Origin of the sequence: Microbispora sp. NPDC046973, assembly GCF_040644495.1 — a bacterium.
Lineage (GTDB): Bacteria > Actinomycetota > Actinomycetes > Streptosporangiales > Streptosporangiaceae > Microbispora.
Genome location: NZ_JBEYWQ010000054.1, coordinates 1 through 13,108, shown reverse-complemented (window position 1 = coordinate 13,108; position 13,108 = coordinate 1). Strand labels below are relative to the sequence as shown.

Here is a 13,108-nt window from a genome sequence, read left to right as displayed (position 1 = left end):
GCTCACTTGCCCGTGGGCCTGAGCCGTAGATAGATCTCCGAGGCGTCCGGGGCCTGCCAGGCCGCCGGGAAGGCGTACAGGTCCTCCTTGGTCGGCCAGCCGGTGAACTTCCTGGCGTTGTAGATGTTGATCGTCCCCTGGGTGAGCAGCGGGACATAGGGCATCGACTGCTCGATGCGGGTCTGGATCGTGTCGAAGTACGGCTGCCGCGCCGCGGTGTCCGATACGTTGATCTTCTTCAGTTCGGCGATGGCCTTGTCCACGTCAGGATCGGAGAAGCGGCTGACGTTCGGGCCGGGCGTCCCGCCGACCTTGTCGGTACTGTCGGTGCCGTAGAAGTAGCTGTAGACGTAGAACGGGTCGGCGGCCGGGCCCTGGTACAACGAGTCGAGCATCAGCTCGAAGTCGCCACGCCCCCGCGCGTCGGCCCATTCGTTGTACGACAGCTGTTGCGCGGTCACCTTGATGCCGGCCTTCGCCAGCTGCTGACTCAGTGTGTCGGCCGCGGTGATGTAGTCGGTCCATCCTGCGACCGTCTTGAGTGTCAGCTTGACGGGCTTGCCGTCCTTGACGTAGATCCCGTCGGCGCCCTTCGCGTAGCCCGCGCTCTCGAGGATCTGCTGCGCCCTCGCCGCGTCCGGTCGCATCGGCGCGACCTTGTTCTGCAGCCGGCCGGAGATGACCGCCTGGTCCCGCTGCAGCAGGGCCATGCTCGGCGAGATCTCGGCGCTGGTGTTCTCGAAGGCCAGCGCGTTCAACTGGGTCCGGTTGACGGCGTAGTAGATCGCCTGGCGGACGGCAGGGTCGGTCTGCGGGCCCTTACACCCCAGCTCGGCATTGGCGCAGGTGTCCAGCACCATCTGGTTCACCGGAGTGGTGATCAGCTTGTACCCGGGATAGCTCTGCTCCACGTTCGCGACGTCCGGCACCGGTCCGGTCTGCCAGTCGATCTGGCCGGCCTTGAGCGCGGTGGCGCCGGACTGGTTGCCTGACAGCGAGGGGAAACGGATCTTCTTCACGGCAGGCTCGCCACCCCAGTAGTTCGGGTTCGCCTTCAACGTGAACGCCTGGGGCTTGAGCTCATCCACCAAGTAGGGCCCGGTGCCGACGGGCTCGCGCAGCTGCTCCTTCGTGGGGTCGGGAATGTCCTTCCACTTGTGCTCGGGCACGATCCAGATCCGGCCGAGCACCTGCGGGCCGTCCACGAAGGCCGGCTCGTCGAACTTGATCACCACGTGGGTGGCGTCGGTGGCGGTCGCCCTGCCCTGGTAGCCCGTGCCGTTCATGGCCTTGTGCTCTTTGATCATTTTCAGCGTGAACACGACATCGTCCGCGGTGAACGGCCGGCCGTCGGACCACTTGACGCCGCTGCGCAGCGAGATCGACAGCTCCGTACCGTCGTCGTTCCAGGAGAAGCTCTCGCCGAGCCGGGGCCTGGGTGCGCCCTCGCTGCGCACGGTGTTGTAGAAGAATAGCGGCTCGAAGATCGTTCCCCCGCCGCCGAGGGCCCCCGGCAGGTACGGGTTGAAGATGGGCTGGATGTCACCTGATCCGCCGGTGTACACGACCAGAGGCTCGGAGGAGGCCGCCGGGCCGCCGGCCCCGGACGTCGCTCCGGCCGACTGTCCCGGCGAGCCTCCGGACGAGGAGCATCCGGCGACCAGTATCAACGCAGCGAGTCCAGCCGCCGCGCGGGGGGTCTTGATGGACATAGCGGGAAGGTCCTCTCGAACGATGCTGAGCATTGTTAATTTGTCGACTTAAGTAAGTCAACGTGCCGTGAAAATTTCAGGGCAGGCCGTTCCGGCGTAGTGTGCGGCTCCATGGGGTCTCGGAGCGGGCTTGTGCGCTCACCGCAGGCCGATGGGATTCGGGCCGAGGCGGGGTGGCAGTGAGCACAGGAGCAAGGGCGAAGCCGCACGCGAGCAGCAAGGCCGCCGTCCTGGACGCGATCAGGGCCGCGGGCACGATCAGCCGCGTCGGGCTGGTCTCCGCCACCGGCTTCACCGGGCCCACGATCTCGGCGCTGGTCCGCCGGCTCATCGAGGAGGGCCTGGTGGTGGAGACCGGCCGCGCCGAGTCGACGGGTGGCAAGCGGCGGATCCTGCTCCAGCTCAACCACACCGCCCGCTACGCGGTGGGCGTGCATCTCGACCACGGCGCCATGACGTACGTCCTGACCGATCTCGCCGGAACCGTGGTGGCCCGCATTGTGCGGCGCGGCGTCGGCGCGGAGGAGCCGGGCACCGTCGTGTCGCGGACGGCCGAGGAGATCTCCAGGCTGATCGAGAGCATCGGTGTGCAGCGCGGACGCGTGCTCGGCGTCGGCCTGGTCTCTCCTGGTCCGCGCAGGTCCGCTCCTGGGGTGGGCCTCGCGCCGCCGACCATGCGGCACTGGGAGGGGTTCCCGCTGGGCGAGGCGCTGGAGCGTGCGACGGGCCTGCCGGTGGTGCTCGACAACGACGCCACCGCCGCGGCGCTGGGTGAGCACTGGTCGGGCGGCTTCGGCAGCGCCACCTCGGCGGCGGTCGTCTATCTCGGTACGGGGATCGGCGCCGGCCTGGTCATCAACGGCATCACCTACCGCGGCCCTAACGGTAACGCGGGCGAATTCGGACATATCTGCGTCGACATGGACGGCCCTGAGTGCTGGTGCGGAGCCCGGGGCTGCGCCGAGGTGATGGCCGGCATAGCCGCGGTGGTGACGGCCGTGCAGGCGGACGCCGCGCTGGCCGAGGCCGTCGGCCTGGGGACCCTTCGGAGGCGCGTCTCGACCGTCGCCGACTTCGCCGCGATCAGCCGGGCGGCCTCCAGGGGCGAGCCGGGAGCCCTGGCGCTGCTCGAGAGGTCGGCCCGCTACATCGCGGCGGCGGCCCGTAGCCTGGCCAACATCATGGACCTCGAAGTCCTCGTGCTGACCGGGCCGGGCTTCGCGATCGCGGGCTCGGTCTACCTCCCCGTCGTCCAGCAGGAGCTTCAGCGGACAGCCTTCTCGCGCGCCGCGCAGCCTGTGGACGTACGGCTCTCACGCTCGGCCGCCACCGCTTCCGCCGTCGGCGCCGCCGCGCTGGTGCTGGAGTCGGAACTGGTGCCCCTCAGCCAGGCCGCCCGCCTGCCGGAGAGGCTGGACGCCGAGCCCGTCGCGCTTCCCTATTCCCTCGGCGCCTCAGAGGTTGACTAACTTCAATAGATTAAGTAAGCAAGTAGGGGCGCAGATGGCTACTCGGCACCCGAGGGAAGAGGGCACATGATCCGCGAGATGTTGCACGACGGGTGGCGTCTGCGGGTGGCCGGAGGGCCCGTCCCGGAGGCGGTCGCCGACTGCGACGTCCCGGCGCAGGTGCCGGGCAGCTCTCACCTGGATCTCATGGCGGCGGGTCTTATTCCGGACCCGTACCTGGACCGGAACGAAGCGGAACTGGTGTGGATGCACCGCGCCGACTGGAGGTACACGACGACCTTCCAGACGTCGGCCGCGCGGCCTGGCGAGCGAGTGGACCTGGTGTTCGACGGCATCGACACGGTCGCGATGGTGCACCTCAACGGACGACTTCTCGGCCATACCGCGAACATGCATCGCGGATATCGCTTCGACGTGGGCGAGATCCTGCAGGACGGCGCGAACGAACTCGTGGTGACGATCCGCTCCGCCCTGAACCACGCCGAGGAGGTGGAGGAGAAACTGGGCTCGCGCATGCGCGCCTACCCTCACCCCTACAACGCCGTCCGCAAGATGGCCTGTTCATTCGGCTGGGACTGGGGGCCCGACCTGCAGACGGCCGGCATCTGGAAGCCGGTAGGGCTGGAGCGTTGGGACAGCGCCCGGCTCTCCCGCGTACGCCCGCTGGTGACTGTGGACGCCGACGGCGCCGGCCGTGTCACGGTACATGTGGAACTCGACCGCGTCCGCGACGGCCGTTACAGCATCAGGGCCGATGTGGGAGGCCGTTCCGAACAAGTGCCCGTGTCCGGAGGCGCGGCAACGGTCACCGTGCTGGTACCGCAGGTGAGGCTGTGGTGGCCAGTCGGCTACGGTGACCAGCCGTTGTACGACCTGACGGTCACGCTGCTGGAGGACGACCAGCCGGTCGACATCGCCCAGCGACGTGTCGGCTTCCGCACGATCGCCCTTGACACCGAACCCGACTCGACAGGCAGTCCGTTCACCTTCGTCGTCAACGGCAGGCGCGTCTTCGCCAAGGGCGCCAACTGGATCCCCGACGACCACTTCCTCACCCGAGTCGATCGTGAGCGGATCGCCCGGAGAGTCGACCAGGCCGTGGCCGCGAACATGAACATGCTGCGGGTCTGGGGCGGCGGTATCTACGAGAGCGACGACTTCTACGACGTCTGCGACGAGCGGGGGGTGCTCGTATGGCAGGACTTCCCCTTCGCCTGCGCCTTCTACGCCGAGGAGGAGCCGCTGCGGAGCGAGGTCGAGGCTGAGGCGCGGGAGAACATCACCCGCCTGGTCTCCCGTCCCTCGCTGGCACTGTGGAACGGCAACAACGAGAACCTGGAGGCTTTCGCGGAGTGGCCCGGCTGGCGCGACACACTTCAGGGACGCACCTGGGGACTCGGCTACTACATGGAACTGCTGCCGAGGATCGTGGCGGAGCTCGACCCCACCCGGCCCTACACGCCCGGTAGCCCCTACAGCCCCGGCAACCCACGGCCGAACGACGACGACCACGGCACTCGGCACGAATGGGCCGTCTGGAACAAGGTCGACTACACCCACTACCGCGACCACATCCCGCGCTTCTGCGCCGAGTTCGGCTTCCAGGCACCGCCTACCTGGCGCACCTTGACCAGGTGGATCCACGACGAGCCGATGACGCCGGTCTCACCGGGGTTCCTGCTCCACCAGAAGGCCGAGAACGGCGACGTCAAACTCGACCGGGGGATGGAGCCGCACCTTTCCGTGCCCGCCGCTTTCGAGGACTGGCACTGGGCGGCACAGCTCAACCAGGCCCGCGCCGTCGCGTTCGGCGTCGAGCACTTCCGCTCCTGGTGGCCGCGCACGGCCGGGGCGCTGGTGTGGCAGCTCAACGATTGCTGGCCGGTCACATCCTGGGCGGCGGTGGACGGCGACGGACGGCCCAAGCCCCTCTACTACGCCCTCAAGCACGCCTTCGCGCCTCGGCTGCTCACCGTTCAGCCGAGGGACGGCCGGACGGTTCTGATCGCCGTCAACGACCACGACGAGGCCTGGACGGGGACGGTTGCCGCGATCCGGCAGACGTTCACCGGCAACGCACTGGCCGGCGCCGACCTGACCCTCGTCGTGCCGCCCCGGTCGGTGGGTACCGTCGAACTGCCCGGCGACCTGCTCGAGCCCGCCGACGTGAAGCGGGAGGTGCTGGTGATGACCGTCGGTGACGTCCGTGTCTGTCACGTGTTCGCGGAGGATCGGGACCTGGCGTATGAGCCCGTGCCGCTCGTCACGGCCGTCAAGAGGCTGCCCGGCGGCTACGAGGTCGAGGTGCGAGCCGTCTCCTTCACCCGCGACATCGCGCTGCTGGCCGACAAGGTCGCCGCCGACGCCCTGGTAGACGACATGCTGGTTTCACTGCCTGCCGGACAATCGCACACCTTTCTCGTGCGAACCTCCGACGTGCTGGACGACCCGTCCGCCCTGACCGCTCCCGGCGTGCTGTGCAGCGCCAACGCCTTGACGGCGGTCGCGACGTGAGCGCGGGTACCCCTGTCGGTTTGGTGCTCGCCAGGCCGCCACGCCTGCTGGGTGCGGAACCGTTCTTCCTGGAGTTCATCGCGGGTATCGAAGAGTTGCTCGCCGAGCGCGACCGTTCCGTGCTGTTGCATGTCGTCAACACACACGAGGCCGAAATCGCCGCGTACCGCCGGTGGGCGGACAACCGCATGGTCGACGCCGTGGTGCTGGTGAATCGTACGGTCGAGGACGTCAGACCCGCGGTCCTTCGCGAGATCGGGCTGCCGACCGTGGTGGCGGGCGAGCCGGAAGGAGACACCCCGGCCGTCCGCACGGACGACGTCGGCGCGGTGCGGGAAGCAGTCGCCCACCTCAGCAGGCTCGGGCACCGTCGCATCGCACGGGTCAGCGGTCCCACCGCCTTGATCCACACCCGGATCCGCACCCGAGCGCTGTTCGACAGCATGAGGTCGGCCAGCATCGAGCCGGTCATGCTGGAGGGGGACTACTCGGAGGAATCGGGGGCGAAACTCACCGCCATGTTACTGGAGCGGCCCGACCCTCCCACAGCGATCATCTACGACAACGACCTCATGGGGGTCGCAGGACTGGGGGCGGCCAAGGATCTGGGTTGTGATGTTCCCCGCGACCTCAGTCTGATCGCCTGGGACGACTCCAGCATGTGTCGCCTGGCATCGCCTCCGCTCACCACCATGAGTCTCGACGTGCACCTGTTCGGACAGTTGGTCGCCGCGTCTCTGCTGGAACTCGTCGAGGGAGGCCCGGTCGCGGAACGCTGGTGCCCGACCGCCACGCTCATCCCCCGGGGGACCACCGCACCGGCGAGCGCCCCATGAGGAGTGCGTCACCCCACCCACCTGCCGGCCCCTCCCTCTCGCAGGTTCTCCGAGGCCATGCCTACCCGATACCCCGGGCTTGGAGCTTTGGTGATCGCTTTGTCCGCGGACGGCGTCGGCGTCGTCCTCGAGCTCGCCGGCCCGCGCCCGCCGCGGGTGTTGTACTGGGGTGTCTGCCCAGGACCGCTCACCGGGCTTCCGCCGGTGCCTGGCCAGGATGTGATGCCCAGCCAAGGCGACGGCTGGTTCGGCCGACCGGTGCTGTCCGGGCGTCACGACAGCGGTTGGCGTCCGCCCCGGTTCACCTTGGCCGAGGCCGTCACCGTGAACGGAGGCCGTGTCGAGGCGCTTGCCAAGGACCTTGACTGTGGCCTGGACCTGACCACCGAGATCGAGCTGACGCCTCAGGGTGTGCTACGGATGCGACACACGCTCAGCGACACCGCCACCTCGCCGTACACGCTGGACCGATTGGCCTGCCTGATGCCGCTGCCCGCGCAGGCCGGCGAGGTGCTCGACTTCGCCGGCCGCTGGGCCAGGGAGCGGTCCCCGGAGCTCGTCCCATCACTGGCTGAGCAGCGGCTCGACTTCACCAGCACACTGCGGAGCATGCTGACCACCCTGGTCATCGGGAACCTCCGCTATCCGCGGTCGGACGCCTCTCCGCCGTCGACATCCGGCCAACGCCCCGCCGGGTAGAGCCGATCTTGTCGATCAAGCGAGAGCTGCTGCGAGCTGCGACGTGATCACGTGTGGAAAGCCCAATACCGAACAGAATGTCTGTCTGGTTAGGCTTCTGAGCGTCCTCCCCTGCCGAATTACGCTCGTAGGTGATCAAGCGGCGGCGCGCCGCGCCGCCGTACAGCGGCCTGCCGCTGCTGCCGCCACGCCGACCGCCGCGCCCGCCGTACGAGCGAACCCGCCGACTCCAGCGGCCCGCCGCCGCACAATTACAGCCCTACGATCGCCTCATGTGGGCCGGCCACCGTTGGGGTCGGGGCGATCGACGATCCGGTGCCTCGTTCCTCAGCACCGGCTCACCGAGTGCCGGTCTTCTCTCCGTACTTCCGCCCGCATTCCCCGGTCGTAACCTGTCATCGGCCAGGAATATCATCACGGCCGTCGTAGACGGTCAGAGCGTTGCTCTTCGACGTGTCCCTTTGATGCCGGCGGAAGGATGCGACGGTGACGCTGCCCGGAGATAGCCATGTTCACAGCGAATGGTCGTGGGACGCACCGGATGGCGCGATGGAGCGGACCTGCGCGCGGGCGGTGGAGATGGGCCTCCCCGCGGTTGCGTTCACCGAGCATGTGGACTATACGGCCTGGCTGTTCGTTGATGGCGAGCTCGATGGACATGACCATCTCCAGGCCTTTGCCACGCCAGACGGTACAGTGGCTCCGCCAAAATTCAATCTCCACGGGTACCTGGAGTGCGTGGAGCGCTGCCGCGATCAGTTCCCGAGCCTTCGCATCCTGAGCGGCGTGGAACTGGGTGAGCCGCATTGGTACGGCGATGAGGTCGCGAGGCTGCTCGACGCCGGGCAGTTCGCCCGGGTGCTTGGTTCGCTGCATTGCCTGCCTGTGGGGGAGCGGTTCTCTGAGCCCCCTTACCTGTACCGTCAGCGACCAGCTGCGGAGGTGCTTCGGGAATACCTGGCTGAGATAGTCCGCCTGATCAAGATCTCGGATACGTTCGGCGTGCTCGCCCACATCGACTACCCGATCCGCACCTGGCCGACGCAGGCTGGCCCGTTCGATCCAGATTCGTTCCAGGAAGAGTTCCGCCATGCTTTACGAGTGCTGGCTGACGGCGGTCGGGCCTTGGAGGTCAACACGCGCGCACGGTTCCCTCCAGAGATCGTTCGCTGGTGGCGCGACGAAGGCGGAGAAGCGGTCACCTTCGGAAGCGATGCCCATAGCCCGGCTGCGCTTGCGCACGGCTTCGCCGACGCTGCTGCCATGGTCGAGGCCCAAGGCTTCCGACCTGGCCGGCACCCCCACGACTTCTGGACTCGTTCGGGCTGACCAATGCAGCATGAAGCGCGGCGGTACAGTCCGTGCCCGCTGCGTGCCCGTCAGGGTGGCGAATCGAGGGGAGTCACGGTGACTCCCGAGCAACATCTCACCTGGCCTGAGCTGCTGCGGAGCATGTCAGCCAGTCACGCACCGAAATCTTCCAAACTGGTGATGCCATGACCGGTACCGCCCTTACGATCGCCTGATCAGGTCGGCCGCCGCACGGGTTGGGGGCGATCGGAGGCCTGGGACTTCGTCCCTCAGCCCCAGCCCAACGAGCTCCCATGGTGACCGTCAGCGAGCAGCACAGGTTGCACTTTGGGTTGCAGTTCAGGGTGATTCAGAGCCGTTCAGATCAGACCGCGTGTACCCGCTGACCTGCGTTGAACTGCTCCGAACCATGATCGTGCGAGCTTCTAATCCGCATCTTGATGGTTGTCGTCGATTGACAGCTCACTGCACCCTCTTTCAATCATTTGTGAGGTTCGCTGCCCGGCGGACCGGACGGGCGCGGCGGGCCCGCCCGGTCGGCCGCGAGGGTTCAGTTGAGGCGTTCGAGGTAGCCGTTGTCGGCGAGCCAGCCGATCGACACCTCGCCGTCCGGGTTCGCGGGCGCGCCGGGGATGTACTTGGCGAGCGTGTGGAACTGCTCGCCCTGCCCGGGCATCTGGAACGCCGAGGCCGCCGGCCCCGCGTCCACGAGGAACGGCCGGATCACCCGGTAGGCGTGGTAGTTGCACAGGTGCGGGTCGCCCGGGACGTTGTTGAGGTTGTTCGGCCGCAGCGACCGCTGGGGGAACGGCGTGCCGAACGGAGCGAGGAACGCGCCGCCCTCGCCGCCGAAGCGGTCCACCTTGTAGCCGAGCGGCAGCTTCGCCGTCCTGATGAGCGGGCGGCCGTTGGTGTACCCGCCGGAGTGCGCGAACCCGGAGTCCTGGGGGAAGCGGTAGGACTTGGCCGACGGGATGAAGTAGCGCTCCAGGAACCGCTCGGGGGACAGGCCGCCGTACCGCACGTAACCGTCCAGGATCTTGGCGACCAGGCCGGTGCGCGGCAGGACCACCGGGCCGAGGTTCGGGTCGCCGTTGACGAACGGCGGCCCGCAGACCTGACCCGTCTTCGCGCTCAGCGTCTGGGGGTCGGAGGTCGCGGGGCCCTGCCCGGCGGGCGCGGTCGCGGCCTGTGCCGGGACACCGGTCAGGGCCGCCGTGGCGAGGGTGCAGGCGGCCACGAACAGCTTGTGAGAATGAACGCGCACGAATTCTCCTGATATTTCGCATATAGCATGCGATATGGACATATCCGCATCAGAAGGATTTCCATGGAATTCGCTCGGCGAAGGGTGCCAGGAAATTGCCATGATCGCTCTGACGCGATGAATTCGTGCGTACCCGGCCCTTGTTCAGGCGCATCGCAAGAAGATCGCCGCAGCGTCAAAAGACTCCGGGCCGCCGGGAGAAACAAAGCCGACATGGGCAGCTATAAGGAATCGAAATCGCGACGGCAGGAGCCTTCGCAATTCGGTGAAGGAGGCGAGCGCTCTTTCAGCCGTCCGTCTCGAACGGGTCGCCGAGCAGCCCGGCGTCGTGGACGAGCAGGGCGATCTGGACGCGGTTGTTGAGGCCGAGCTTGGCGAGGATGCTCGACACGTGCGTCTTGACGGTGGGAACGCTGAGGTGCAGCAGGGCGCCGATCTCGGCGTTCGGCCTGCCCCGGCCCACCGCCACCGCGACCTCCCGTTCCCGGTCGTTCAGCCCTGACAGGCGCTCCCTGGCGCGGGCCCGGCGCCGGTCCTGCCCGTCCTCGGCCACCCGGGCGATGAGCCGCCGGGTCACCGCGGGGGACAGGACCGGGTGGCCGGCGGCCACCCGGCGGACGGCGTCCACGATCTCGCCCGGCGGGGTGTCCTTCAGCAGGAACCCGGCGGCCCCTGCGCGCAGGGCGCGCAGCACGTGCTCGTCGGCGTCGAAGGTGGTCAGCACGATCACCTCGGGCGCCCCGTCGCGGGCGCGCAGCGCCTCGGTGGCGGCCAGGCCGTCCATCACCGGCATCCGGATGTCCATCAGCACCACGTCGGGGCGGTGCCGACCGGCCAGCGGCAGCACCTCGGCGCCGTCCCCCGCCTGGGCGAGCACGCGGATGTCCGGGGCGCCGCCGAGCATCATCACCAGGCCGGCCCTCACCAGGGGGTCGTCGTCGGCGATGAGCACGCCGATGGGGGAGCCGGGCATGGTCATGCCGGCCACGGTAGCCAGGCGCGCACGCGCCAGCCACCCGGGCCCCCGTCGCCGGCCCCGTTCACGGGTCCGTCCACCGGTCCGTCCACGGGCCCGTGTTCCAGCCGTCCCCCGGCCAAGGTGACGCGTTCGGCCAGGCCTGCGAGACCGTGGCCGCCTTCGCTCCCGGCGTCCCGCCCGACGGCCGCAGGAGCGTCGTTGACCACCTCGACCGTCAGGCCCTCGCCGGGCCTGCCCGTCACCCGTACGCGCACCTCGGCTCCCTGCGCGTGCTTGCGCGCGTTGGTGAGGGCCTCCTGCACGACGCGGTAGGCGGTGCGGCCCATCCGGTCGGGGACCGTCTCGGGCGAGCCGAGGTCGTCGCACAGCTCCACCCGCATCCCGGCCCGGCCCGACTCCGCGACGAGCTCCCGCAGGTCGGCCAGGGTGGGCAGGCCGGGCCGCGTGGGCGCGGACGGCTCGCCGGTGGGGGCGCGCAGCACGCCGATCACCTCGCGCAGATCCTGCAGGGCCTGGTGGGCGCTCTCCCTGATCACCCGCGCCGCCCTGGCGACGTCGGCGGGGTCGGCGCCGGGGTTGAACTCCAGTGCCCCCGCGTGCACGCTCAGCAGGGACAGCCGGTGGCCGAGCACGTCGTGGATCTCCCTGGCGATGGCGTCGCGGACCTGATGCTGGGCCTGCTCGGCGCGCAGCCTCGCCTCGGTCTCCATCCGGGCCGCGCGGTCGCGCTGCGCCAGCACCAGCCGCCGCCGGTGGTGGACGAACAGCCCCCAGCCGGCCGCCGCGCCCTGCAGGGCCAGGCCCAGCGTGAGCATCGCGAGCGGCGACGCGTCCGGTTCGGGGCGCAGCCACGTGAAGACGACCGCCGCCGGCACGCTGAGGCCGAACACCGCGCCGGAGGTGCGCGGGCGGCGGTGGACCGCGACCGAGAAGAGCGCGGCCAGCATCGGGCCCGCGACCATCTCGAAGACGGCCGACAGCGCGACGAGCGTCACCGCGAGCCCGACCGGCCACCGGCGGCGCAGCCACAACGCCGCGCAGCCGAGCGCGCCTGCGAACTGGTCGAGGGGGAACAGCCACGCCGGCGGCAGCGGCGCGGTGCCGAGGCGGTCCACCGACATGAAGAAGGCGAAGGCCACGGCGAGCACGAACATCGCCGAGTCCACGAACCAGTCGCGCCGGCTTCGCCGGTGCCGGGAGGCGGCGGGGGAGTCCATATCCCCCGCAGCGTACGACCTCGCGGGGCCCGGCCCACGGCGCAGCGGCGACGACCATACCGAAGTCGGGATCCGTCCGACTTCGGTCGGCGGGGAGGCCGTACGCCGGCGACCTTCGCCGTGCCGAAGCATGCCGATGCCCGATCCCCGCCGGGCGGGCCGGTCCCTAGCGTCGGCGCCATGCGCAACGTCATCCGACTCGCCGGGGCGTTCCTGGTCGCCGCGGGCATCAGCGGGACCATCGACCACCTGGCCGTGCAGCCGTTCTGGGGGGCGTTACTCAACGTCTTCAACCGGCAGGTCATCCCGCGCCTGGGTTTCCTGGCGGGCTACGAGGTCTACGCCAACCTTCTCGTCGCGGTCGTCGGCGCCGTGGTCCTCGCCGCCGCCTGGAGGCGCGATGAGGAGGCCTGATCCGTGGCGTCTCGCCCTGGTGGCCGGGCTCCTGGTGCTGGCGCCGGTCTGCGCCGAGTACGTCACGGGCTACGACGACAGCACGGGCGACCCGTTCGCGCTCGCCGCCGGCCTGCTGGTCTTCGGCCCGCTGTACGGCGCGCCCGCGCTGCTCATCCGCGAGACCGCCCGCCGCCTGGACGTGCCCTGGCCGGGCGTCCTCGCGCTCGCGGCGGCCTTCGGCGTGCTGCAGGCCGGTGTCATCGACCAGTCCATGTTCAGCGAGGGCTACCGGGACATCCCCTACTGGGAGGAGATGGTCCGCCCGACGTACGTCGCGCCACTGGGCCTGGCGGCCTACACCACCCTGTCCTTCGTCGCGGGCCACGCGATCTGGAGTTTCGGCGTGCCGATCGCGCTGACGGAGGCGCTGAGCCCCCGGCTGTCGCGTGCGCCCTGGCTGCGGACGCCCGGCCTGGTCACGGCCGCGGTGCTGTATCTCGCGGCGGCCGCGCTCGTCCTGCGCGAGCACCTGCGGACCGAGCACGACCACGCCTCCGCCGCGCAGGCCGGTGGATCCCTTGCCGTCGTCGCGCTGCTCGTGCTCGTCGCACTGGTGCCCGCCGCCCGCGGACGGCGCTGGCCCGGACCCCCGGCACGGCCCGGAGGAACCGCGCCGCGGCCGGCCGTCGTGGCGGCGGGCGGCCTGGT

Annotated in this window: 10 protein-coding genes and 1 pseudogene; 7 read left to right on the top strand and 4 right to left on the bottom strand. The window is 69.5% G+C overall.

Annotated features, from left to right (window positions below):
* Positions 1 to 2: 2 nt before the first annotated feature.
* Positions 3 to 1,712 (bottom strand): ABC transporter substrate-binding protein, encoded by a 1,710-nt coding sequence (locus ABZ860_RS41385; protein ID WP_357231830.1) that lies wholly within the window; start codon positions 1,710 to 1,712, stop codon positions 3 to 5.
* A 179-nt stretch (positions 1,713 to 1,891) separates the two neighbouring features.
* Between ABZ860_RS41385 and ABZ860_RS41380 the strand changes: the two genes are divergently transcribed.
* The 5 genes from ABZ860_RS41380 to ABZ860_RS41360 all read left to right on the top strand — a co-directional run bounded on the left by ABZ860_RS41380 (position 1,892) and on the right by ABZ860_RS41360 (position 8,559).
* Positions 1,892 to 3,181: an ROK family transcriptional regulator gene (locus tag ABZ860_RS41380; RefSeq protein ID WP_357231827.1), complete on the top strand. Its 1,290-nt coding sequence runs from the start codon at positions 1,892 to 1,894 to the stop codon at positions 3,179 to 3,181.
* A gap of 66 nt (positions 3,182 to 3,247) precedes the next feature.
* A complete protein-coding gene (locus ABZ860_RS41375) occupies positions 3,248 to 5,695 on the top strand; it encodes a sugar-binding domain-containing protein (protein ID WP_357231824.1) in 2,448 nt (815 codons plus the stop codon).
* Positions 5,659 to 6,531, top strand: a complete 873-nt coding sequence (locus ABZ860_RS41370) for a substrate-binding domain-containing protein (RefSeq protein ID WP_357231821.1) — start codon at positions 5,659 to 5,661, stop codon at positions 6,529 to 6,531. Before ABZ860_RS41375 ends, ABZ860_RS41370 begins: the two co-directional genes overlap by 37 nt.
* A gap of 90 nt (positions 6,532 to 6,621) precedes the next feature.
* Positions 6,622 to 7,230 (top strand): glycoside hydrolase family 36 N-terminal domain-containing protein, encoded by a 609-nt coding sequence (locus tag ABZ860_RS41365; protein WP_357231818.1) that lies wholly within the window; start codon positions 6,622 to 6,624, stop codon positions 7,228 to 7,230.
* 486 nt (positions 7,231 to 7,716) lie between these two features.
* Positions 7,717 to 8,559, top strand: coding sequence for a PHP domain-containing protein (locus ABZ860_RS41360; RefSeq protein ID WP_357231815.1), 843 nt, complete (start codon positions 7,717 to 7,719; stop codon positions 8,557 to 8,559).
* Positions 8,560 to 9,091: 532 nt separating this feature from the next.
* Here the strand turns inward: ABZ860_RS41360 and ABZ860_RS41355 are convergent.
* The 3 genes from ABZ860_RS41355 to ABZ860_RS41345 all read right to left on the bottom strand — a co-directional run bounded on the left by ABZ860_RS41355 (position 9,092) and on the right by ABZ860_RS41345 (position 12,004).
* The gene (locus ABZ860_RS41355; protein ID WP_357231812.1) at positions 9,092 to 9,808 is read right to left on the bottom strand and encodes a TNT domain-containing protein; all 717 of its coding nucleotides are present in this window, start codon (positions 9,806 to 9,808) and stop codon (positions 9,092 to 9,094) included.
* A gap of 286 nt (positions 9,809 to 10,094) precedes the next feature.
* Positions 10,095 to 10,787, bottom strand: coding sequence for a response regulator transcription factor (locus tag ABZ860_RS41350; RefSeq protein ID WP_357231809.1), 693 nt, complete (start codon positions 10,785 to 10,787; stop codon positions 10,095 to 10,097).
* The gene (locus tag ABZ860_RS41345; RefSeq protein WP_357231806.1) at positions 10,784 to 12,004 is read right to left on the bottom strand and encodes a histidine kinase; all 1,221 of its coding nucleotides are present in this window, start codon (positions 12,002 to 12,004) and stop codon (positions 10,784 to 10,786) included. The genes ABZ860_RS41350 and ABZ860_RS41345 overlap by 4 nt, the downstream gene beginning before the upstream one ends.
* A 180-nt stretch (positions 12,005 to 12,184) precedes the next feature.
* Between ABZ860_RS41345 and ABZ860_RS41340 the strand changes: the two genes are divergently transcribed.
* Both ABZ860_RS41340 and ABZ860_RS41335 read left to right on the top strand, forming a co-directional pair.
* Positions 12,185 to 12,418, top strand: a complete 234-nt coding sequence (locus ABZ860_RS41340) for a hypothetical protein (RefSeq protein ID WP_357231803.1) — start codon at positions 12,185 to 12,187, stop codon at positions 12,416 to 12,418.
* A pseudogene (locus ABZ860_RS41335) lies at positions 12,405 to 13,108 on the top strand (hypothetical protein); the annotation flags it as partial. The gene ABZ860_RS41340 and the pseudogene ABZ860_RS41335, both read left to right, overlap by 14 nt.

Excerpts from the sequence above, each read along its gene's own strand:
- ABZ860_RS41385 (WP_357231830.1), bottom strand. The coding sequence starts at position 1,712 with ATGTCCATCAAGACCCCCCGCGCGGCGGCTGGACTCGCTGCGTTGATA.
- ABZ860_RS41375 (WP_357231824.1), top strand. The coding sequence starts at position 3,248 with ATGATCCGCGAGATGTTGCACGACGGGTGGCGTCTGCGGGTGGCCGGA.
- ABZ860_RS41350 (WP_357231809.1), bottom strand. The coding sequence starts at position 10,787 with ATGACCATGCCCGGCTCCCCCATCGGCGTGCTCATCGCCGACGACGAC.
- ABZ860_RS41345 (WP_357231806.1), bottom strand. The coding sequence starts at position 12,004 with ATGGACTCCCCCGCCGCCTCCCGGCACCGGCGAAGCCGGCGCGACTGG.
- ABZ860_RS41340 (WP_357231803.1), top strand. The coding sequence starts at position 12,185 with ATGCGCAACGTCATCCGACTCGCCGGGGCGTTCCTGGTCGCCGCGGGC.